This window comes from Amycolatopsis sp. La24, from assembly GCF_029087445.1.
Lineage (GTDB): Bacteria > Actinomycetota > Actinomycetes > Mycobacteriales > Pseudonocardiaceae > Amycolatopsis > Amycolatopsis nivea.
The window spans coordinates 144486-164842 of sequence record NZ_JARACH010000005.1; the positions used below are offsets into that span (position 1 = coordinate 144486).

Annotated in this window: 21 protein-coding genes and 2 riboswitches; of the genes, 9 read left to right on the forward strand and 12 right to left on the reverse strand. The window is 70.6% G+C overall.

Annotated features, from left to right (window positions below):
* Window positions 1-2 precede the first annotated feature (2 nt).
* Complete coding sequence (locus PUT80_RS08870) at window positions 3-647, reverse strand: amino acid ABC transporter permease (protein WP_037359837.1); 645 nt, start codon at window positions 645-647, stop codon at window positions 3-5.
* 10 nt (window positions 648-657) lie between these two features.
* A complete protein-coding gene (locus PUT80_RS08875; RefSeq protein WP_235079085.1) occupies window positions 658-1494 on the reverse strand; it encodes a transporter substrate-binding domain-containing protein in 837 nt (278 codons plus the stop codon).
* Between the two features lie 316 nt (window positions 1495-1810).
* Here PUT80_RS08875 and PUT80_RS08880 point away from each other — a divergent pair, with 316 nt between their 5' ends.
* The 3 genes from PUT80_RS08880 (at window position 1811) to PUT80_RS08890 (ending at window position 5053) form a co-directional block, all read left to right on the forward strand.
* The gene (locus PUT80_RS08880) at window positions 1811-3040 is read left to right on the forward strand and encodes a hypothetical protein (protein ID WP_051165933.1); all 1230 of its coding nucleotides are present in this window, start codon (window positions 1811-1813) and stop codon (window positions 3038-3040) included.
* 163 nt (window positions 3041-3203) lie between these two features.
* Window positions 3204-3515, forward strand: a complete 312-nt coding sequence (locus PUT80_RS08885) for a hypothetical protein (protein ID WP_051165934.1) — start codon at window positions 3204-3206, stop codon at window positions 3513-3515.
* 404 nt (window positions 3516-3919) lie between these two features.
* Entirely contained in the window at window positions 3920-5053 is a 1134-nt protein-coding gene (locus PUT80_RS08890; protein ID WP_081655054.1) for a site-2 protease family protein, read from the forward strand.
* 45 nt (window positions 5054-5098) lie between these two features.
* On the opposite strand, the gene PUT80_RS08895 is transcribed toward PUT80_RS08890, so the two are convergent.
* The 10 genes from PUT80_RS08895 to PUT80_RS08940 form a co-directional block, all read right to left on the reverse strand.
* Entirely contained in the window at window positions 5099-5743 is a 645-nt protein-coding gene (locus tag PUT80_RS08895; RefSeq protein ID WP_037359841.1) for a PhoU domain-containing protein, read from the reverse strand.
* A 370-nt stretch (window positions 5744-6113) separates the two neighbouring features.
* Window positions 6114-6395 carry a hypothetical protein gene (locus tag PUT80_RS08900; protein WP_037359843.1) on the reverse strand — a complete coding sequence of 94 codons (282 nt, stop codon included), beginning with the start codon at window positions 6393-6395 and terminating at the stop codon, window positions 6114-6116.
* Window positions 6392-7717, reverse strand: coding sequence for a hypothetical protein (locus PUT80_RS08905; RefSeq protein WP_037359845.1), 1326 nt, complete (start codon window positions 7715-7717; stop codon window positions 6392-6394). The genes PUT80_RS08900 and PUT80_RS08905 overlap by 4 nt, the downstream gene beginning before the upstream one ends.
* Complete coding sequence (locus PUT80_RS08910) at window positions 7714-8154, reverse strand: hypothetical protein (RefSeq protein ID WP_037359848.1); 441 nt, start codon at window positions 8152-8154, stop codon at window positions 7714-7716. The genes PUT80_RS08905 and PUT80_RS08910 overlap by 4 nt, the downstream gene beginning before the upstream one ends.
* A gap of 3 nt (window positions 8155-8157) precedes the next feature.
* On the reverse strand, window positions 8158-9450 hold the full coding sequence (gene eno, locus PUT80_RS08915) for a phosphopyruvate hydratase (RefSeq protein ID WP_200862802.1): 1293 nt from the start codon (window positions 9448-9450) through the stop codon (window positions 8158-8160).
* Window positions 9451-9481: 31 nt separating this feature from the next.
* Window positions 9482-9952, reverse strand: a complete 471-nt coding sequence (locus PUT80_RS08920; protein ID WP_143271430.1) for a hypothetical protein — start codon at window positions 9950-9952, stop codon at window positions 9482-9484.
* A complete protein-coding gene (locus PUT80_RS08925) occupies window positions 9949-11187 on the reverse strand; it encodes a DUF58 domain-containing protein (protein WP_051165935.1) in 1239 nt (412 codons plus the stop codon). Before PUT80_RS08925 ends, PUT80_RS08920 begins: the two co-directional genes overlap by 4 nt.
* Window positions 11184-12152, reverse strand: coding sequence for a MoxR family ATPase (locus PUT80_RS08930; protein ID WP_037359852.1), 969 nt, complete (start codon window positions 12150-12152; stop codon window positions 11184-11186). Before PUT80_RS08930 ends, PUT80_RS08925 begins: the two co-directional genes overlap by 4 nt.
* Complete coding sequence (locus tag PUT80_RS08935) at window positions 12149-12583, reverse strand: hypothetical protein (protein ID WP_037359854.1); 435 nt, start codon at window positions 12581-12583, stop codon at window positions 12149-12151. Before PUT80_RS08935 ends, PUT80_RS08930 begins: the two co-directional genes overlap by 4 nt.
* Window positions 12580-13431: a DUF4129 domain-containing protein gene (locus tag PUT80_RS08940; RefSeq protein ID WP_037359856.1), complete on the reverse strand. Its 852-nt coding sequence runs from the start codon at window positions 13429-13431 to the stop codon at window positions 12580-12582. The genes PUT80_RS08935 and PUT80_RS08940 overlap by 4 nt, the downstream gene beginning before the upstream one ends.
* 136 nt (window positions 13432-13567) lie before the next feature.
* Window positions 13568-13629, forward strand: a riboswitch (Fluoride riboswitch).
* Between the two features lie 29 nt (window positions 13630-13658).
* Between PUT80_RS08940 and PUT80_RS08945 the strand changes: the two genes are divergently transcribed.
* The 6 genes from PUT80_RS08945 to PUT80_RS08970 all read left to right on the forward strand — a co-directional run bounded on the left by PUT80_RS08945 (window position 13659) and on the right by PUT80_RS08970 (window position 20349).
* Window positions 13659-15185: a DNA mismatch repair protein MutS gene (locus PUT80_RS08945; RefSeq protein WP_037359858.1), complete on the forward strand. Its 1527-nt coding sequence runs from the start codon at window positions 13659-13661 to the stop codon at window positions 15183-15185.
* On the forward strand, window positions 15182-16660 hold the full coding sequence (locus PUT80_RS08950; protein ID WP_037359860.1) for a hypothetical protein: 1479 nt from the start codon (window positions 15182-15184) through the stop codon (window positions 16658-16660). The genes PUT80_RS08945 and PUT80_RS08950 overlap by 4 nt, the downstream gene beginning before the upstream one ends.
* Window positions 16661-16709: 49 nt before the next feature.
* Window positions 16710-16774, forward strand: a riboswitch (Fluoride riboswitch).
* Window positions 16775-16821: 47 nt separating this feature from the next.
* Window positions 16822-17292, forward strand: a complete 471-nt coding sequence (locus PUT80_RS08955; protein WP_037359862.1) for an NUDIX hydrolase — start codon at window positions 16822-16824, stop codon at window positions 17290-17292.
* Window positions 17289-18965 carry a dynamin family protein gene (locus PUT80_RS08960; RefSeq protein ID WP_158242504.1) on the forward strand — a complete coding sequence of 559 codons (1677 nt, stop codon included), beginning with the start codon at window positions 17289-17291 and terminating at the stop codon, window positions 18963-18965. The genes PUT80_RS08955 and PUT80_RS08960 overlap by 4 nt, the downstream gene beginning before the upstream one ends.
* A 99-nt stretch (window positions 18966-19064) precedes the next feature.
* The gene (locus PUT80_RS08965; RefSeq protein ID WP_158242505.1) at window positions 19065-19484 is read left to right on the forward strand and encodes a phosphatase PAP2 family protein; all 420 of its coding nucleotides are present in this window, start codon (window positions 19065-19067) and stop codon (window positions 19482-19484) included.
* Complete coding sequence (locus tag PUT80_RS08970; protein WP_101438000.1) at window positions 19471-20349, forward strand: ABC transporter ATP-binding protein; 879 nt, start codon at window positions 19471-19473, stop codon at window positions 20347-20349. Before PUT80_RS08965 ends, PUT80_RS08970 begins: the two co-directional genes overlap by 14 nt.
* Window positions 20350-20357 lie beyond the last annotated feature (8 nt).

A 20357-nucleotide genomic window follows, 5' to 3' on the forward strand; every position in this document is an offset into this window, starting at 1 on the left:
CTTCAGTACGCCCTTCCCATCCGCTTTTCGAGCACGCTCTGCCCGAGCGACAGCAACGTGTTGATCAGCCAGTACATCAGCCCGGCGAGCAGGAATGCCTCCATGTAACGGAAACTGGCGTTTCCCACGCTTTCCGCGACCCGGGTCAGCTCGACCACGGTCACCACCGACGCCAGCGAGGTGTCCTTCATGAGTGCGATGAAGCGGCTGCCGACCGCCGGCGTCGCGATCCGGATCGCCTGCGGGAACACGATCCTGCGGAAAGTGCGCCAGTACGGCATGCCGATCGAGGAGGCGGCTTCCCACTGTCCTTTGTCGACACCGAGGATTCCGCCGCGGAAGTTCTCGCTGAGGTAGGCGGCGGAGAACAGCGTCAGAGCCAGGATCGCTGACGGGATCGGCTCCAGCTGGACGCCCAGCTGCGGCAGTCCGAAGTAGAGCACCATGATCTGGATCAGCAGCGGGGTGCCGCGGAACACCGAGACGTAGCCGATCGCGACGGCCCGCAGCACCCGGATCGACGAGATCCGCGCCAGTGCGATCAGCGCACCGAGCGCCGAGCCGAGGGCGAACGACACCACGCCGAGCAGCACGGTGACGCCGAGTCCTTTGGCCAGCATGGGAAACGCGTTGGCGAGCAGGTCCATGACGTCCTCCCTAGTTCGCCGGCGCGGTCTTGAGTTCGGCCGCCATGTCCAGGCCGCCGAGCCACTGCTTCGAGATGCGGGTCAGGGTGCCGTCGGCGATCATCGCGGCGATCGCCTTGTCGGCTTCCTGTTTGAGCGCGGGCGAATCCTTGCGGAAGGACATGCCGTTGACCTCGCTCTCCAGCAGCGGTCCCACCGGCTTCACGGCGAGGCCGTTCTTGCTGGCCAGGTAACTGCCCTGGAAGCGTGAAACCAGCATCGCGTCGGCGTTCCCGCGGGAAAGATCGGTCAGGCCGAGTGTCGCGTTCTCGTACGTTTTCACCTGCACGTCCGGGATCTTGTCCTGTGCGAAGCTTTGCTGCGTCGTGCCTGCCGACACCGCGACCGTCTTGCCCTTGAGGTCGGTCAGCGAGGCGATCTTCGGATTCGACGCCTGAACGAAGACCGAGATTCCGTTCACCTCGTAGGGCCGGGAGAAGTCGACCTGTTGCTTGCGGGCCGCGGTGATGGTCTGGCCGGAGATCACCATGTCGTACCGGCCCGCCTTGATGCCTTCGATGAACGTCTGGAAACTCGCCTGGACGAATTCGACCTTCCCGACGCCCATCCGGCGCGCCAGTTCGTTGGCGACATCCACGTCGTAGCCGATCGGAGTGCCCGACGGGCCAACGAAATTCCACGGTGGATTCGCTTGTGTCAGCGCGACGCGCAAGGTGCCGCTGTCGCGCACCTTCTGCAGCACGTCTCCGGAGGCTGCGCTCGAACAACCGAGCACCGTCCCGGCCGAGACGATCAGAACCGAGGACAGGACGACCCTTCGCGACAGCTGCATCCGTACCTTGCGCATGGCGGCTCCCTTGGGGACAGAGGAATCTGGCGGCCATCGGACACCCGTCGCGGCAGCCGCTTCGGTCGTGATGCGCATCACTCGAACGAGTGGACTGTATGCCCCCCTAGGGTATGGGTCAACGGGGGTTCACCCGGCTGTCGGACTGGAAACCGAACCGTAACGACCTGAGCGTAAGGTCGCGGCGGGCGAGCCGAGGGCCGTCAACCTACTGCCGGCTGCCTGCGCGAACAAGGCGACGACGCGTGCGCGCGCTTCCTCGCTCCTAACTCAAGTAGTAGATTGACGGTCTGTCCGGAGTGGAAGGTGGACGCTCATGCCGGAGCAGCAAGCGGTGCGGCCGACGCTGATGACCCGGCTCGCGGCTGTGCTGCGGGGAGAGGTCTCGGCCGAGACGGTGGAGGCGTACCGGCGAGCCGGTGCGGGCGCGTACGAGGACTTGCTGACGGCGGAGAAACTCCGGGACCGCCTTGCCGGCCGCGGGGCCACGCTGTGGCAAGCGCGCCCAGGCGAGCTGAGCCAGCTGCTGTGCACCTGGAACGCATTCGCCTTGCAGACCCTCGGCGACCAGTTCGTCGAGGCGGACTACACGGCGGTTCCCCGGACCGTCGGATACCTTCCGCCGGTGACGGCGGAGCAGGCGGCCGCGTTCCTCGGCGAGGTCGAGCAGTGGTCGTCGCGCGCACGACGGGCCGCGCGCGACCCCGGTTTCGACGTCGCCGCCGAGGTGAGCCTGCCCGCCTCGCTTCCCGCCTGGGTCGAGGCCGAACCGTGTCCGCGTGCGCATCTGGCCGCCATGCTCGCCGCGGTGCGGACGATGCGCGACCATGTTCAGGCAGCGCAGGCCGACTTCGCCCGCACCGGAATCCCCGCGGGCAAGAACGCCCTCGCGGCCACCGTCGACGGGATGGTGGCGGAAGCCGAGGGCACTGCGTCCTACGCGGAGTCGCTGTGGTCCCCGAACGCTGACGCGGCCGTTCATCAGCGGGTCGAGAACTCGGTCAAGTGCGCGATCGAGCGCTACTACCTCATCGGGCAGCTGCTCGCGATGCCGGCTCTGCTGGATCGCCCCGACGTCCAGGTCGCGATGGTGTCGGGACCGGCCTTGCCGGTTCCCGGACAGGCGGGCTTCGACCCGTGGTGCCTCACCGACCCGGCAAGCCGGGCGAGCTGGAAGCGCGACCCGGCCGCGCGCCGGGCAATCGATCACCTGTGGCGCTGCGACCCGGACCCCGCGGCGACGCTGACGATCCAGGCGCAGATCGATGCGGCGCTGCGGGCGGAGGCGATCGCGGCCGGGACCACGGCCAGCGGCGCGGCGATCGGCAACTACTACTGCTGCCCCTGGTCGGCGATCTACCTCGTGCGCGCCCCGGTCGTGATCGCCGGCCGCCGGCTGCGTCCGGGGGACCAGTTCACGCTGGACGTTTCGGCGGAGGAGATCGCCGAGGGCGGCCCGTTCAAGCGGGCGCTGCTCGTGGGGCCGTTCCATCCCACGAACGACATCGACTACTGCGATCCGGCGTCGGGCGGCCGCCATGGCTAGGCGCGGCGCGACGTGTCGGCGGGGCGGTCTCCGGGCAGCCGCGGCTGGCGGAATCCTGGCGCTCGGCGCGGCCGGATGCGGCGGGAGCGGTGCCGGATCGCCCGGCAGCCCAGCTTCGCCGGCTCGGTCGTCGAGCGCTGCGCCGCCGGGGACGCGGGTCGCGGTGGAGCTGACCGAGTTCGCGATCCGGCTGCCGCAGCGAACGTGGGCACCCGGCACCTACACCTTCGTCGCGAGCAACAGCGGAACGACAGTCCACGCGCTGGAACTCGCCGGACCCGGCGGTGCCGATCAGAAGACCGGCACCTTGCGCGGCGGCGAGTCGGGGAGCTTCACCGTCACGCTCCAGCCAGGGCGCTATGAGCTTTCCTGCCCGGTCGGCAACCACAAGGAACTCGGCATGGACACGACGATCGAGGTGGGCTCCGCCGCACCCGGTACGTCGCCCGCTCAGCCCAGCGGCGGCGGCGACTGAACAGCGGGGGCAGGCCTGCCCGCAGGACTGTGGTGGGAGAATGATCCCCAGCTGGCCGAACGGTTCAGGCGGCAGTGATTTTCGGCAGCGCTGCTCTCCTTCGCGCGCCGGACAGCCGATCACAGCAGGAGATCGCGTTCGTGTTTTCAGTCCGCCGGTCTGTGCTCCGGACGGTCCGGGCGCAAGCCCCGGAGGAGGTCGACGACGGGCCCCAGCTCGTCGGTCTCGCGGCGGCACGCGATGCAGACTCGCAAGTGCCGCCGGAATCGCTCGTGCTCCGCGGGTCTCAGATTCTTCAGGAGATATGCGGCTGCTTCGTCGGTCATCGGGCAGGAGAGCGGCATCGCGCCTCCTCTCCGGCTCGGGAACTCAATTAGTACTAACCTATATAGTAATATGACTCCATGCGACGTCATCAGCGCGGTCCAGGCGCCGTTTCGCGGTGGGGCCGGCGCGGCGGAGACTGGGGGTGCGGCCGGATCGGCCGGGTTCCGGTCCGGATGAGCCCGTGGATGGCGCTGCTGGCCGCGTTGATGGTCTACGTGTTCGCACCGTGGGTAGGGAGGTGGGCGCCCGGCCTCGGGATCGCGCGGTACGCGGTGGCGTTGGTGTTTCCAGCGGTGCTGGTGTTGTCCGTGCTGGTGCACGAGTTCGGCCATGTGGCGGCGGGGCGGGCGCTCGGGATGCCGGCGAAGCGAATCACGATCGACCTGCTGGGCGGTGCGACCGAATTCGACCGGGACCCGCGCACGCCCGGAGGCGAGGCGCTGCTGGCGGCCGGCGGGCCCGCGGCGTCGGTTCTGGTGGCGGGTCTGGCCGCCCTGGCTGAAGATCTGGTGCCGCTGACGGGTCTGGCGGAGGTGCTCACCCATGTCTTCGCTGTTCTCAACGTGGCGTTGGCCCTGTTCAACCTGCTGCCGGGGCTGCCGCTGGACGGCGGGCACCTCCTGCGAGCCGGTGCGTGGCGGGTCTTCGGAGACCGCCGGCGCGCGACGAGGATCGCCGGCTGGTTCGGGCGTCTGCTCGCGGTGCTGATCGTCGTGGTTCCGCTCGTGCGGCTCCTGGGCGGTGCCTCGACGGGGATCATGTTCGCCGCCGTCTTCGTCTTCGCCGGGGTGATGATCTGGGCAGGCGCGTCGGAGGCGCTGAGCGAAGCCGTCCTCCCGGTGCCGGATGCCGGCAGCCTGTGCCGGCCGGTCCTTCCGGTCGCCGAGCATCTGTCCGTTGCCGAGTCGCTGATGGTGGCCGAGCAGTACGGCGTGCGGGAGCTGGTGGTCCTCGACGTCGAGGACCGGGCCTGGGGAGTCGTGAGCCGGTCGGCGCTGCTTGCGGTGCCGCCGGCGCAGCGCCCGGCCGTGCCTGTCGTGGCTGTTGCCCGGACGGTCGGAGAGGACGCGATCGTCCCGGCTGGTCTCCGCGGACGGGAACTCGCCGAACGCGTGCGCAGCGGTGCCGAGCTTGTGGTCGTCGATCGGGCCGGTGTACCGAAGGGCCTGCTCGCGGAGGGTGATCTGGATCCGCGGGCGGCTCGCTCCTGAGGCCGGACGGGTCGTTCGTTGAGCAGTCTGCGTCTCGTCAGCCGGCTATGCGGGGAACTCGCCCGTGGCGGCGAAGTCCAGTCGCTTGGCGACGGAGACGGCCTGGTCGGCGAAGCGTTCGTGGAAGCGGGCCAGCAGTGCCAGGCTGGTGGCCGTGCGCACCCCGTACGGCCAGCCGGGGCCGGTGATCGTGGTGAGCACCCGGGAATGCAGGGCATCGACAGCGTGGTCGGTCTCGTCGAGTTCGGCGAAGCCGTCGACGCCCGGCTGGCCGATCAGTTCGCCCAGCCGGTCGGCCATGCCGGCGGCGATCTCGCCCAGCCGGGCGAACGTGTCCTCAAGGTCGGCGGGCACGGCGTGGTCGGGATGGCTGAAGCGTGCGGTGTCGGCGATGTGGGCAGCCAGGTCGCCCATGCGCTCGATCTTCTCCGCCGAGTAGACCGCGGCGAGGATGCTTCGCAGGTCGCTGGCGACCGGAGCCTGCAACGCCAGCAGACTCTGCGCGTGATCCTCGCAGCCGCCGCGAGCCTGATCCAGCGCGGCGTCTCCGGCGATCACCCGCTCGGCCAGGTCGAGGTCGGCCATCAGCAACGCCCGGCTCGCCTGCCGCATCGCCTGAGCGGCCATCGCGCACATCGCGACCAGCTGCTCGCGCAGCTGGACCAGCTCGCCGTGGAAGGTCACCCGCATGAACAACGAGCCTAACGCTGTACCTGGACCTCGGCATCCGCACACTGGCACCCTTCCGGATCCGGCGAGCACGTCCGGCGACATCGCCGCCCGGCGAGCACGCCCAGCCCTTCGCCCGGTGCCGAGCATTCCGGCCACGGCAGGCGCTGGGCGGGTAGCGCTTTCGCGCTGTACGCCTGGACGTCACGGCAGAACTGCGGCACCAAACGCGGGCAGGATCCGCCCCCTCCGCGGAAGTGACGTTTCCGCGGGCATGTTCGGCCGCCGAGTTCCTGGTGCGGCTGGGCGGCGTTCGATCAGTTCGGCGGAGGCTGCGCGTTCATCGTGGTCTCGCTCGCTGGGTTGCTGGTCCGCGTGCGGGATTTCGGCGTCAGGAGCGCAGGACGTCCATGAGGACGTCTTCGGCATGGAGATAGCGCAGCGAGTCGACCCACAGCCGGTAATAGCCGGGGCGACCGCGGACGGCCGCGGTGTAGGCGGCGATGTCGGCTTCGGTGAGGGCGAGCAGTGCTTCGGGGAGTTCCTCGGCGGTGAGGTCGGCGATCTCCGCCCAGGCCTGCGCGGAGATTCCGTTGCCGAAGCCGTGTGGCGGCAGCCAGAACATCGGACCCCGGCCGGCGTAGCCGGGGTCGGGGGTGTGCGGGGCGCTCATGGCGTGTCCTGGTCGTCGAATTCGGCGGGGGCGAGGCCGAGGCAGGCATCGCCGCGGAGGAAGGGGATCGCGCGGGGCCAGGACGTTTCGGCTGGGGTCGCTGGTTCGTGGCGGGTGTGCCAGGCGTGTTTGCGCTGGGTTTCCTCAAGCTCCCAGCCCAGCAGCGTCAGGCGGCTGCGCAGGACGTCTTTGGCGAGGTCCGATGCGGCGAGTGCGGCATGGTCACGGCACAGTCCGTGGCCGCGGGTCCAGCGTTCGCGGACGGTGTGGTGCAGGGAGGCCGCGTCGAGCAGTGCGAGTTCGCGACGTTCGGCGAGGTCGCCCGCGGCGCAGGCAGTACACGAGGGTTGGTTGTCACGGAAGTTCCGGAGGGCCTCGGCGACGAATCGTTCCGGACGTCGAAATGCGGCAGCGGCCCTGTCCCGGCGACGTTCGAGCAGGTGCGGCCAGGCTGCGCGAAGGCGGGCGAAAAACCCGGGGAGCGGCGAAGCGTCGAGGCGGTCGGCGAGCTGGGCAAGGCGGGCGTGTTCGGCCTGGTGCATCGTCGCCCAGATCGTGCAGGCGCTGTCGTGGTCGAGAAGGGTGGCGTCTGCGAGGTGCGTCGGGCAAAGCCAGGGCTCGCCGGGGTCGAGGCGGGCGACGTCTTGGCCGAGAAGCCAGGTGGCGTAACGCAGTTCGCCGCGGCTGCGGGCGCGGCATACGGGGCAGCAGGGAAGGTCGAGGGCGTGGGTTGCTCTGTCTGTTGTGGACTGTTCGGTGAGTCGTTTGTCGTCCTCGGCGAAGAGTTCGGCCGCGGCGGTGAGGTGCGGAGCCCGGATGAGGAGGTCGGGATCGGAGGGAGGCGTGTATGGCTGGTCCCGGGCGATGGCGGCGAGTGTGGTCGCGAACGGCCACGGAGCTGTGTTCAGGACGTCGAGCAGGTGGTGGGTGCACAGCCGGCGGATTCCGTTGATGACCTCGGGGTCGTCGAGCCATCGGACGAGGGCGCCGAGACGGCGGTCGACGGCGGCGGTCATTTTGTCGCAGGGATCGCAGTGGCAGCCGGTCACGCCGCCGAGAGCGGAGGCGATCAGATCTCCCAGGAGCGAGGGAAGGACCCGGATGCCTTCGGAGGTGGTGGTCAACAGACGCAGGTGGCGTGCGCAGAAGCCGCCAGCGGCCGCGATCCGGCGGCGGTAGCCGGGATCTCGGTGGGTTTCCATGACGTACCAGGTGTGCCAGTGGTGTTCGGCGGCGTCTTTGTCGCGGCACAGGAGGCAGCCGTCGTCGGCCAGGGCGCGAATGAGGCGGTGGCGTTCATCATCGTCTCGTGGGGTGTTCACGGCTCGCTCCGGAGACGTTCTGCCACTTGGTCGCGGAGAGCCTGCAGTCGCGCGGCGGGTGGGCCGACGCCGTCGAGTCGGCGGCGCATGGCTTCGCGGCGCGGGTCTTGGTTGAGGGAGAAGGCCAGCTGCACGGCGGTGCGCATGAGCCATTGGTGGTACTGCAGCAGCCGGCCGATTTCGTCTGCCAGCGGGGCGCGTTCGCGGTCCACGGGGATGCTGTTCAGTTCTTCGCGGAGCCGGTGGTAGGTGCTGACGAGTTCGCTGCCGGCGTGGCCGATGGCGCCGGGCACGTCACCAGCGGCGCCGCAGGCTCGTACGGCGGTCTCGGTCTCCGGTGCTACTGCCGCGGCGCGGTCGAGCACCGACGACAACCGCGCCAGCTGCTCTCTGGCGGAGAGCGCGGGGCGGCGGAAGCGGTGCAGGAAGCCGGGCACGGTTCATCCCAGGCGGACGGTGAACGCGGTTTCCGGGATGCCGTAAGGGAGTTCGGGCGCGTCGGCGGCGATCTCCAGCAGGCGGTTGTATTTCGCGACGCGTTCGCCGCGGGCCGGGGCACCGGCCTTGAGCTGTCCGCAGCCGGTGCCGACGGCGAGGTCGGCGATGAAGTCGTCGGTCGTTTCCCCGGATCGGTGCGAGATCATCTGGCCGTAGCGGTGTTCGCGGCAGATCTCGATCGCTTCGAGGGTTTCGGTGACGGTGCCGACCTGGTTGAGCTTGATCAAGGCGGCGTTGGCGACGCCGAGGCCGGCGCCGCGGGCGATGCGGGCCGGGTTGGTGACGAAGTTGTCGTCGCCGACCAGCTGGATGCGGTCGCCGAGTTCCGCGGTGAGTTCGCGCCACCCGGCGAGGTCGTCCTCGGCCATGCCGTCTTCGATGCTCCAGATCGGGAAGTCGCGCACCATTTCGACGTAGCGCTGCACGAGATCCGACGAGCTGTGCCGGCGGCCGTTGACCAGGTACGTGCCGTCGGCTTGGCGGAACTGCGACGCGGCCGGGTCCAGCGCGATGGCGATGCCGTCTTGGCCGGCCGGGTAGCCGGCGTCCTCGATCGCGCGGAGCAGCAGCTGCAGCGCGTCTTCGGGCCGGGTGACGTCCGGAGCGAAGCCGCCCTCGTCGCCGAGACCGACGGTGTATCCGCGTTCGGTCAGCAGCGCCTGGAGCGCGGCGTAGACCTCCGCGCCGGTGCGGATCGCCTCGGGCAGGCTGGCCGCGGCGAGCGGGGCGATCATGAATTCCTGGAAGTCGAGGCCGGTGCGGGCGTGCGCGCCGCCGTTGAGGACGTTGAAGTGCGGCACCGGCAGCCGCGGCCGCCCGCCCGGGACGTGCAGCCAGGACCACAGCGGAACCTTCTCGGCGTCCGCGAGCAGACGGGCGACCGCCATGGACACGCCGACGATCGCGTTCGCGCCGAGGCGGCTGCGGTCGGCAGTGCCGTCCAGCTCGACCATTGCCAGGTCGATCTCGGCGAGACCGGTCCAGTGGCGGGCGATCAGGAGGTGCCGCACCTCGGTGTTGACCGACTCGACGGCGCCGAGGACTCCCGCGCCGCCGTAGCGGGCCGGGTCGCCGTCGCGACGTTCGCAGGCTTCGTTCCGGCCGGTCGAGGCACCGGAAGGCACAGTCGCGGTGGCGTGCCGCGACCCGCTGGAGACGGCGACGGCCAGAGTGGGACGGCCGCGGGAGTCCAGGATTTCGCGGGCGCGGAGGTCGGTGATCTGCATGGTGGTCATGACGTTCTCCGTAAGGGTCGGGACGCGTGGTTTATTGCGGTGGGGCAAGGGGGCGCACGGCGAGCAGGTACGCCCCGCCGAGTGCGAGAACGCCTGCTGCGGCAAGCCAGGGCGAGCCGGTGGTCCACATGTCGCCGACGAGGGCTGCGGCGATGCCGGCGAGCCCGCCGAGCAGCAGGCGGCTGCGGTGGCGCAGCCAGCCTGGCAGGTCGGCATGGCCTGCGAGGGTGCGGCGGGCTTCGCCGGCGAGCAGGAACGTGAGGGCCAGGAACCCGGTTGCGCAGGCTGCGGGCGGCGACGGCGTCCCCACGGCAACGGCGAAGGCAGCGGTCACGACCGCGAGCGGGGCGGCCCATGAGCCCGGCCAGCGGGCGGTGACGAGGACGAACAGCAGCGTGACGGCTGCGCTGGCCACGACGACGGGCGAGACCTGGAGAGTGGAGGCGGCCATGGGGACGCCGGTGCCGAGCATAGGAATCGGTCCGCGGGCGAGTGTGTTCATCGGGTCCTCCCGATCAGCGGGCGAAGGCTGAGCGGTCCGAGGACGTCGTCGAGCTGCTGGCGCTCGTTCCACTGGACGACGGGGATCCCGAGGCCGGTCAGGCGGGTTTCGACCCGGCGTCGGTCGAGGCGCCACAGCCGTACTGCGAGGCGGTCGGTCTCGGCGTCTCGGCCGATGGGCGGTTCGGTGCGCAGCGTGTCGACCACGACGATCGCGCACCCCCTGCGGTGCAGGTCCTGCACGGCGTTGAGCGCGCGGTGGTCGAGCAGCGGCGAGAACACGATCACGGCGGCGCGTGGCGGCAGCGCGGGCCGCGGGATCCGGGAGAGGTCCGGCTCGACGACGGCATCGTCGAGACGGGCCTCGACCACAGTGTCGGCGACGCGGTAGAACTGCCGCGCGCTGGCATCCGGGCCGATCCAGCGCAGGATCCCGCCGAGCGCGACGACGCCGGCCCGGTCGCCCCGGTGCAGGGCCGTCCGCACGACGGCGGTCGCGCCGTGCACGCCGAGGTCCAATGTGGACCCGCCGGACTGCGGGACGGCGGAGAAGGTGTCGATCACAGCGATGATCTCGGCGGCCTGCTCGGCGAGCCGATCGGTGATGTACAGCTGTCCTCGCCGTGCGGTGGCGGTCCAGTTGACGTGGCGCAGCAGATCTCCCGGCTGGTAGGGCCGGACGGCGGCGAATTCGATGCCGCTGCCCCTGCGTCGTCCGATGTGGACTCCGGCGCGGTCGGGAAGATCAGCGGGGCGCGGCAGGCTGTCGAGCGTCGTGGTACGGGGGTAGGCGCGTATTTCGCCGGCGTCCGCGATCACCACGGCTTCGAGCAATCCTGAATGGGCGTAGGCGGCCACTCGCGGTTGTACGGACCAGCGCCCCCAACGGAGCAGTCGCAGCGCGAACGTGCGTCCGTCCTCAGTGGACGCAGCGATGCGAGGCGTGGGCAGCGACACGGAGATCTCGTCGGCCGCGCCGCGTGCGTGGACGTCGACGGTCAGCGGAACTGTGTCGTGTTCAAGGCAGCGGGGCTCCGGCAGCGCGGTATCGACGGTGAGCGACTCGGCGGGCGTCCGGCGTCGGCGGCCGACGGCGAGAGCGCCCAGCAGAGGTGCGGCGAACCCGATCAGGTCCGCCCGGCCGAGCAGCATCCCGGTCAGCATCGCGAGTCCGGCACAGGTCGCGAGTGTCACTGCGAGCGGGGTCGGATGCCAGTGCACCGGATACGCGCTCATGTCGGCCGCCCGGCGCGCGGGACGGGGACGTCGTCGAGAATCCGGGCGAGCACGTCTTCGCCGCGCACCTGACGGACCCACAGTTCGGGCCGCAGGCTGAGCCGGTGCGCCCAGCACGCGGGCACGAGATCCTTGACGTCTTCGGGCACGACATAGTCCCGGCCGGCCAGCAGCGCCTTCGCGCGGGCCAGCTGCACAAGCTCCAGGCAGGCCCGGGGGCTGGCGCCGACCACCACCTGGGTGTGCTCGCGGGTCGCCGCCGCGAGCCGCACGACGTAGGCCAGGACGTCCGGGTCGACCTCGGCCTGTTCCACCGATTCGCGCAGGGCGGTCAGCTCGCCGGAAGCCAGGATCTGGTGCAGCGCGGCCGGAGCGGAGCCGCGGTCGAGGCGGCGGCGGAGCATGTCCTGTTCGCGTTCGGCGGGCAGGTAGCCGATGCGGACGCGCAGGGCGAACCGGTCGAGCTGCGCTTCGGGCAAGGGATAGGTGCCCTCGTATTCGATCGGGTTGTCGGTGGCGAGCACGACGAACGGGTCCGGCAGCGGGTGCGTGCGCCCGTCGACGGTGACCTGCCCTTCGGCCATCGCTTCCAGCAGCGCGGCCTGGGTTTTCGGCGGGGTGCGGTTGATTTCGTCGGCAAGCAGCAGGTTGGCGAACACCGGCCCGGGCCGGAACACCAGCCGCCGGTCGGCCTGGTCGTAGACGACGGCGCCGGTGACGTCGGAGGGCAACAGGTCCGGGGTGAACTGGATGCGGGCGAAGCCGAGGCCGAGCACGGTCGCGAACGATCGGGCGATCAGTGTCTTGCCGAGGCCGGGCAGGTCTTCGATGAGCACGTGCCCGCGCGCGAGCGCGCCGAGCAGGATCAGCTCCAGGACGGCGCGTTTGCCGACGACGGCGCGTTCGACCTCGTCCAGGACGGCGGTCGAGCGGGCTCCGGTCATGGCGGCGTCGGTGAGCGTCATCGGAGGGCCTCCAAGCGGTCGAGGATCGCGGCGAGGGTCTGGTGCGACGGTCCTGGGGCGTCGCGGTCGCCGGACCGCGCGCGGCTCGGGTCGACCAGCGGCCAGAGGTCTTCGCCGAGGAGGCGCCTTCCGTCCGGGTCCGGTCCCAGCAGGCGCACGAGGACCGGGCGCAGGTCGCAGTCCCAGGCGTGCCGGGAGGTGCCGGACCAGGCCACGGCGGCGGCGAGCTTGGCATAGCCGGGGAAGTCCGGCCGCCGAGCCTCGCGGGCCGGTGCGGCCGCGGTCTGCGAGGGGCGCAGAGCTGCCCGGACGTTGACTATCGCCAGCACGGTGATCAGCACTGCGGTGACGAAGAGGCCTGCGACCGAGGCGATCGCATAGCCGACGGCGAGCAGGACCGCCGCGGCGACGCTGAACAGGACGGTGATCATGGTCGCCTGCCGAGGTCGTGGAGGAGTTCGTCCAGGGCCTGGCGCGCGGTGTCCTGGTGCGCGCCGGTGATCGGGTGGCTGCTGAAGCGTGCTTCGGCGAACACGTCGACCAGCCGCTGTGCCGGTCCTGCGCGCACGAGTCCGCCGTCTGCGGCGCGGGCGAGCACCGCCGACGGGGTGTCGGAGAGCCGGGGTGCCGCCGCGGACTGTGCGAGTGCGCGCTCCATCGCCGCGAACGACCGCAGGATCGCCCCTCGCGGCCCGCCGGTGACCGCCGCGACGATTTCGCCGCGGCCCGCTGCCGCAGCCTCCGCCAGACCACCTGACGCCTCGATCGGACGCGGCGCCCGGCGGTGCCATCGGAGAAGCAGCAGGAGCAGGGCTGCCAGCAGCACGACCGGCAACAGCCAGGACGGCCCGCCGCCGGGGGAAGCCACCGAGGGCGCGGCTGCTGGCGGAGGGGGCACGAACCGGACTGGAGGCTGCGTCGGCGGGGTGGCTCGCGACGCCACGACAGCCAGGACCACGAGCGGTGCGGCGACGACGGCCAGGGTGATCAGCACTGCCCACCGCCGGCCCCATTTCGTGCCCAGCGGCTCGTGGACGGCCTCGAAGTCGTCGTCCTCAGGCCTCCGGCGACGGCGCAGCGCCGCGAAGAACGCGAGCACCGGAAGAACCGCGGCGAGGACGAGGATCGAGGTGAGGACAGCCAGCGTCGTGCCCCCGACGTGCGCGAACGGCCCCGCGAACGACCAGCGGGCGTTTCCGCGGGCACGCACTCCGGCCACGCCGAGCGCCAGCAGGACGCCGACGGTGATCAGCGCGGTGGCTTCACCCCGGTGTCGCATTCGCACACCTCTCCCTGACGTGTTCGTCAGGGACCGTTAGCGGCGTGCCGCGGTTGTGGTGAGCCCCATCACCTGCCTGCGATTGTGCCACGGCCGGACGCCGGACGCGATCAGCCGGAGGGCTGGCTCGGGTATGCTCGGGTGAGGCGATGAAGCTCGCCGCAACCGCCGCCCCCGGCTGATGGCTTCTACCAGTGCCGAGCTGGTGTGGAAGCGGGTGGTGCGGCATGGCGCGTTCTCCGAGCGTCCTGTTCCCGGGTGGCGAAACCGTCGGCAGACCGGCCGAGCCCGCGTTCTTCGGCGATCTGAATCTCGGCCAGGCGGTGTCCGCGGTGACTGCCGGGCGGGCCGAGTACGACCTGGGCCTGTTCTTCTCCGCGCCGCTGCACGAGGCGCCTGCCGTCGAGTATCGGCACGAAGTGTTCCGCGACCTCCAGCGCGACGACGTGCGCGAGGTGGTCGAGGAGTTCGCCGAGCGGATGCGGCGCATGCGCGAGCGCCTGGCGCTGGCCGGAAAGATCCACTATCCCCGGCAGAAGCAGCGGTGGTTCCTCGACGCGGTGGATGTCTACTGTGGAGCGGTCGCGGCGCTGCGGGAAGGGCTGGACCGCGTCGAGATCCGGTCCCGCGGCCTGCGGTCGATCCACGAGCACGTCGCCGGATACCTTGCGGCGCAACCTTTTCACGCATTGCTTGCCGACACGCGTGATCTCCAGGAGCAGCTCGCGCGGATCAAGTACCGCGTGCACGTCCAGGGCGCGCGAGTCAAGGTCAGCCGGTTCGACGACGACGCGGACTACAGCAGCGAGGTCGAGAAGACGTTCGCGAAGTTCAAACAGGGCGCGGTGAAGGACTACTTCGTCCGGTTTTCCGAGCCGCCGGAGATGAACCACATCGAGGCGCAGGTTCTCGACTGCGCGGCCCGGCTGTACCCGGGCGCGTTCCGCGCTCTCGCGGACTACTGCGAACGGCATCGTGACTACCTGGCGGCCGCGATCGGCCGGTTCGATCGCGAGGTGCAGTTCTACCTCGCCTACCTGGCGCACATCCGGCGGCTGTCGGCGACCGGTCTGCGGTTCTGCTATCCGGAGATTTCGGCGACCTCGCACGACATTTACGCCGAGGACGCCTTCGACCTCGCTCTCGCCACCAAGCTCGTCCCGGACAGCCCGTTGGTGTGCAACGACTTCCGACTGTCGGGTGCCGAACGGGTGCTGGTGGTGACCGGGCCGAACCAGGGCGGCAAGACGACGTTCGCGCGCATGTTCGGCCAGCTCGCGCACCTGGCCGCGCTCGGATGCCCGGTGCCCGCGGCGCGAGCCAGGCTGTTCCTCCCGGACCGGGTGTTCACGCATTTCGAACGCGAGGAGAATCCGATCACCCTGCGCGGCAAGCTCGACGACGAGCTGGTGCGGATCCGGGACATCCTGCGCGACGCGACGAGCGACAGCGTGCTCGTGCTGAACGAGAGCTTCGCGTCCACCACCCTGCACGACGCCCGGTTCATCGGCACCGACGTGCTGCGCCGCATCATCGACTTGGGCGCGCTGACGGTGTATGTGACCTTTGTGGACGATCTCGCGTCGCTGGGCGAGGCGACGGTCAGCATGGTCGGCGGGGTCGTTCCGGACGATCCGGCCGAACGCACTTACCGGCTTGAACGGCGGGCGGCCGACGGGCTCGCTTACGCCGCGGCGATCGCCGAGAAATACGGACTAGCCTACGACACCCTGCGAAGGCGGATCGGGCGATGAAAGTCTTCCTGCTGCACCGAGACCAGGACGCCGATCTCGACGCCCCGCCGCCGCCGGACGACCTCGTCCAGGATCTGGAACTGGAGACCCTGTTCGACGCCATGGCCGCCGGCGACGACTTCCTGCGCGACCTCGTGCCCCGAATCATGTTCGCGAGCCTGACCGACCCGGACGCGATCCGGTATCGCCAGCAGGTTCTCGCCGACTGCGTCGCCCATCCCGGGGTCGTGCGCGACCTCTACGCCATCGCGGTCGACGCGCGCCAGGTCGAGCGGAAGGTGTGGTTCGGGATCCTTTCCCGCGACTCGCCCGAGCACATCCTGAACCGGTCGGTGAAAACGCTCGAATTCCTCGTGGACAACCTCAAACAGCTGCGGCAGCAAGCGATTGAGCGCGGCGGCGAATTTCGCTCGCCGGGATTCGCCCGGTTCTTCGCGATGCTGCGGGAGGAACTCGACGACGACTACTTCGCCGTGGCCGAGAACCACTTGGAGGAACTCGAATTCCCCCGCGGCGTGCTGATGAGCGCGGAGCTGGGACAGGGGAACCGCGGCGTGCGGTTCGGCCTGCACCGGATGCCGAAACGAAGCTGGATCGAGCGGATCACCACGAGCGCCCCGCCCAGCTACGGGTTCGTCGTGCCGGCGCGGGACGAGGCCGGTGCCCGGGCCCTCGGCGACCTGCAAGGGCGCGGGGTGAACGTCGTGGCCAACGCGCTGGCCCAATCGGCTGATCACGTGAAGAGCTTCTTCCGCGTGCTGCGCGCCGAACTCGCCTTCTGCCTCGGCTGCCTGAACCTGCACGAACGCCTGCGCGCGAAAGGGAAACCGGTCTGCTTTCCCGCTCCGGAACCGAGCGGAGAGCCGGTGCTGACCGCGCGCGGACTGTACGACGTGTGCCTCGCCCTGCGGTCCGATGAACAGGTGGTGGGCAACGACGTCGACGCCGACGGCAAGACGCTGGTCCTCGTCACCGGCGCGAACCAGGGCGGCAAATCCACGTTCCTGCGCAGCTGCGGCACCGCGCAGCTGATGCTGCAGGCCGGGATGTTCACGGCGGCGGAAGCCTTGCGGGCGAACACGTGCACGGGCCTGTTCACCCATTTCAAACGCGAGGAGGACGACACGATGACCCGGGGCAAGCTGGACGAGGAGCTGGCCCGGATGAGCGAGATCGCCGACCGGATCCGGCCCGGCGGCCTGCTGCTGTGCAACGAATCGTTCGCCTCCACCAACGAGGCCGAAGGATCCGAACTCGCTCGCCAGGTGGTCCGCGCGCTCACCGAAACAGGCGTCAAAGTCCTGTTCGTGACCCACCTCTACGACCTCGGCCACAGCCTGTGCGAGCAGCACCGCGACGACATGCTGTTCCTGCGCGCGGAGCGCGAGCGGACGTTCACCCTGACCGAAGGCGAACCGCTGCCGACCAGCTACGGCGCGGACTCCTATCGCCGCGTCTTCGCCGGTCACCGCTAGGCACCGCGCGTGCTCGGCTGCTACCGTGGATCAGTCCGTGGTGCTCGGCACCGCGACCGGCGATGGGGCTCGCCGTGATTCGCGCCGTCCGGCGCTGATGGCTTCTACCCGCGACCGCGTCCGCGCAGCATTCTGCCGGGCGACCGGACGAGGAGGAAGCCATGGGGCTGGACGCCAAACCCGTCAACCTGCGCTGCACCGGCCTGATCCTGCGCGACGCCCACGTCCTGCTGTGCCAGCGGATCACCGACTGGGTGCTGCCCGGCGGCACGCAACAGGACGGGGAGTCCGTCGGCGCGTGCGTGCGCCGCGAAGTGCGCGAGGAGACCGGTCTCGCGGTCACGCCGACGGGCGTCGCGTTCGTGCTGGAGGCAACGAATTCGCGTTACGGCCAGCACCTGGTCGAGATCGTGCTGCACGCCGAGACCGACGACCCGGACGCCGAGCCGCACGGGGTCGAGGACGGCCTGGTGCCGCGGTTCGTGCGGCTGGAACACGTGCTGTCGCTGGAGCTGCGGCCTCCGATCGGCGGGTATCTGCGCGGCTTCCATGCGGGTGGCGCGCAGCGGACTGCCGCCTACCTGGGCAACGTGTGGCGCCCGGCGCCGGCCGAGGCGAGGCGATCGTCGTGACTGCCGCGCTGGCGAACCTGGCCGACCTGGTCCGGCGGTATCTCCCGGTCGAACGGGCGCGAGTGGTGGACGACGCGGTGTCCCGTGCCTTGTCCGGGCAGGTCCGGGTGCTCGTGCTCGGCGAGGCCAAGCGCGGCAAGAGCACCTTGGTGAACACGCTGTTCGCCCGCGACTTGCTGCCGACCGGCGCACTGCCGGTGACGTCGGTCGCGACCACCGTCACCGTCGCGTCCACTGTGGATGCCGAGGTCCGCTACCGCGACGGCCGCAGCCGTCCGATCGGGCTGGACGAGGTCGCCGAGCTGGTCAGCGAACGCGGCAACCCCGGCAACGTCCGGCAGGTGGACACCGTGCGGATCTCAGCGCCGTCGGCCTGTCTCCCAGCAGGCACCGAAGTGGTCGACTCGCCCGGCACCGGATCTGTACATCAGGCCAACACCGAGGAAGCCGCGCGGGCGCGCGACAGCGTGGACCTCGCCGTGCTCGTGGTGGCCGCCGATCCGCCTGTCTCGCAGGCTGAGCTGACGCTGGCCGCAGAGGTGATGACGACCGCGGCGGCCGCGGCGGTGCTGGTCAACAAAACCGACCTGGTGCGGCCCGGCGATTTGGCCGAGATCGTCGCGTTCACCCGGGCCGCGGTCGCCGGACCGCTCGGCTCGGACGTCCCGGTGCTGCCGGTCTCGTTGCGCACCGGCGCGCCGACGGAATTGGTCGCGTGGCTCGGGGAACGGATCGCACGCTGCGGCGAAGCGGACGTCGTGTCCTCGACCGCGCGTGCGCTGCGCCGGGAAACGACCGCGGTACTGGACGGCCTGCGGATCGAGTACGAGCTGATCCGACGGTCCACTGAGGACAGTGCGGGTGCGGTGCGCGCCCTGCGGGCGATACTCGACAACGCCCGGGTCGCGGAAACGGCCGCCGTGGACCATCTGCACGGTGCGGCGCGGCGGGCGCGGGCAGACTTGGATGCCGCACACGAGCGTGCGGTCGGCGCGGCGCGTGCGGCCACGCGGGAAGTGCTGGGGGCCGCGTTGCCGGAACAGCCCGCGCGCCCCGAGACCGCAGCAGATCTCGTCCGGCACCGGATCGGCGACCTGGCGGCCGGGCGCTGCGCGGAGTGGTTCAACCGCTTGGGCGCGGAGTTGGAGACGGCCATGCACGCCGGCGCCCGGCAGGCGTTGTCCGGTCTGACTGCGGATCTCGCGCGGTCACGGCAGGCCGCGGCCGAGGTGCTCGGAATCCGGCTGGACGAGGTGCCGATGCCGGAAACCGCTGCCGCGCCACGGTTGCCGGTACTCGAACTCGGCCCGGAGGTCGTTTGGCGGGAACTGGTCACCACGGCACTCGCACACCGCCTGCCGGCAGCGATCCGCCGCAAGCGGTTGCACCGTCACCTGGTCGACTGGGCGGCGAATGCCGTGCCCCGGCCGTTCGGGCGCGCCCGCTCTGCGCTGCAGGACTGGTTGCAGGACAACGCATGCGGGACCGAACGCGCGCTCGCGGAGATCTGGCGGGCCCAGCTCGCCGCACTCGAACGCGGACTCGCCGAAGCCGCGCGCCGGGAGAGTGCCGGTCCGGACGTCCAGCTCGACGAACTCGGCGAGCAGATCAGCGTGCTCGACCAGGCCGTACGCGAGCTTGACACCACCGTCCTCAGCGCCGCGGCACGGTGAGCCGCCATGATCGGATGTGCGCGCTGGCGGCAGACGGAACTCCAGGTCCTGGAATGGGTCCACGGGCAGACACCGCGGTCCGCGGTGCGGTGCGCTCAGATGGTGACCACGCTCGGGGAGACTCCGGTCGCCTGGGCCGCGGTCGGCGCCTCGTGCCTCCTGACGCGATCCGGCGGGCGGGCCGCGCCGATCGTCACGCTCGCGGTCGCGGCTGCACTGCGACGCGGCCTGGCCGATCTGATCGACCGGCCGCGTCCGCCGGAACGGTTGTGGCGCACGGAATGGTCCGGCCCGAGTTTTCCTTCCAGGCACACGACTCTCGGCACGCTGGGTGCGGGTCTGGTCGCCGTGAACCTGTTGCGCCGGCCGGGAATCGTCGCGGTGCCGGTCGCGGCGGCCGTCGGGATCAGCCGGATCGTGCTCGGCGTGCACTGGCCCACCGACGTGCTGGCCGGCTGGGCATTCGCGGCGGCGGCACTGGCGCTCTCGGGCGGGAGGCGCCGGAATGGCCGGCGTTGAGCTGTGCCACGCCTTCGTGGAGTTCCCGATCTTCGACGCGAAGTCCCGCTCGCTGAAGAAACGCGTGCTCACCTCCGCCGGCGGGACGATCCGGACCGGGGCGAAAGTGCCGATCGTGACGGCGTTGCGGGACATCACCGTCTCGCTGGCCGAGGGCGACCGCGTCGGGCTGGTCGGGCACAACGGCGCGGGCAAGTCCACCCTGCTGCGGCTGGTGGCCGGGATCTACGAACCCACCCGCGGATCCGCGCGGCGCACCGGCCGGGTGGCGCCGGTGTTCGACCTCGGCCTCGGCATGGACCCGGAAATCTCCGGACTGGAGAACATCGTCGTGCGCGGCATGTTCCTCGGCATGACCCGCCGCCGGATGCGGGCCCGGATCGACGAGATCGCCGACTTCACCGAACTCGGCGACTACCTGCGGATGCCGCTGCGCACCTACTCCACCGGCATGCGGGTGCGGCTGGCGCTGGGCGTGGTGACGTCGATCGACCCGGAGATCCTGCTGCTGGACGAAGGCATCAGCGCGGTCGACGCGGACTTTCTCGAACGCGCCCGGGCACGGCTGCACGACCTGGTCGCGCGCTGCGGGCTGCTGGTGTTCGCCTCGCACACCGAGGAGTTCCTGCTCGACCTCTGCGATTCGGCGCTGTGGCTGGACTCCGGGCGCATCGTGCGAGCCGGCCCCGCGACAGACGTGGTGCGCGCCTACACGGGTAGCTCAGGCCGGGCGGACGCTGAACCCCAGCAGCGCCGGGCCGCCGACGATCCGATCGCCGCCGACCGTGTCCTTCAGCTTGTGCATCCCCGTGTCGTCGCCCCGGACCGGGAAACTCCGGGAGAAGTGCTGCACGAGGATCTGTGACCAGCCGA

Bases quoted from the DNA above. Each gene is read 5' to 3' on its own strand.
- PUT80_RS08940 (WP_037359856.1), bottom strand. From the start codon at position 13,431: ATGCGACACCGGGGTGAAGCCACCGCGCTGATCACCGTCGGCGTCCTG.
- PUT80_RS08930 (WP_037359852.1), bottom strand. From the start codon at position 12,152: ATGACGCTCACCGACGCCGCCATGACCGGAGCCCGCTCGACCGCCGTC.
- PUT80_RS08900 (WP_037359843.1), bottom strand. From the start codon at position 6,395: ATGAGCGCCCCGCACACCCCCGACCCCGGCTACGCCGGCCGGGGTCCG.
- PUT80_RS08935 (WP_037359854.1), bottom strand. From the start codon at position 12,583: ATGATCACCGTCCTGTTCAGCGTCGCCGCGGCGGTCCTGCTCGCCGTC.
- PUT80_RS08970 (WP_101438000.1), top strand. From the start codon at position 19,471: ATGGCCGGCGTTGAGCTGTGCCACGCCTTCGTGGAGTTCCCGATCTTC.
- eno (WP_200862802.1), bottom strand. From the start codon at position 9,450: ATGACCACCATGCAGATCACCGACCTCCGCGCCCGCGAAATCCTGGAC.
- PUT80_RS08950 (WP_037359860.1), top strand. From the start codon at position 15,182: ATGAAAGTCTTCCTGCTGCACCGAGACCAGGACGCCGATCTCGACGCC.
- PUT80_RS08965 (WP_158242505.1), top strand. From the start codon at position 19,065: ATGGTGACCACGCTCGGGGAGACTCCGGTCGCCTGGGCCGCGGTCGGC.
- PUT80_RS08880 (WP_051165933.1), top strand. From the start codon at position 1,811: ATGCCGGAGCAGCAAGCGGTGCGGCCGACGCTGATGACCCGGCTCGCG.
- PUT80_RS08890 (WP_081655054.1), top strand. From the start codon at position 3,920: ATGCGACGTCATCAGCGCGGTCCAGGCGCCGTTTCGCGGTGGGGCCGG.
- PUT80_RS08895 (WP_037359841.1), bottom strand. From the start codon at position 5,743: ATGCGGGTGACCTTCCACGGCGAGCTGGTCCAGCTGCGCGAGCAGCTG.
- PUT80_RS08945 (WP_037359858.1), top strand. From the start codon at position 13,659: ATGGCGCGTTCTCCGAGCGTCCTGTTCCCGGGTGGCGAAACCGTCGGC.
- PUT80_RS08875 (WP_235079085.1), bottom strand. From the start codon at position 1,494: ATGCGCAAGGTACGGATGCAGCTGTCGCGAAGGGTCGTCCTGTCCTCG.
- PUT80_RS08955 (WP_037359862.1), top strand. From the start codon at position 16,822: ATGGGGCTGGACGCCAAACCCGTCAACCTGCGCTGCACCGGCCTGATC.
- PUT80_RS08925 (WP_051165935.1), bottom strand. From the start codon at position 11,187: ATGAGCGCGTATCCGGTGCACTGGCATCCGACCCCGCTCGCAGTGACA.
- PUT80_RS08920 (WP_143271430.1), bottom strand. From the start codon at position 9,952: ATGAACACACTCGCCCGCGGACCGATTCCTATGCTCGGCACCGGCGTC.
- PUT80_RS08870 (WP_037359837.1), bottom strand. From the start codon at position 647: ATGGACCTGCTCGCCAACGCGTTTCCCATGCTGGCCAAAGGACTCGGC.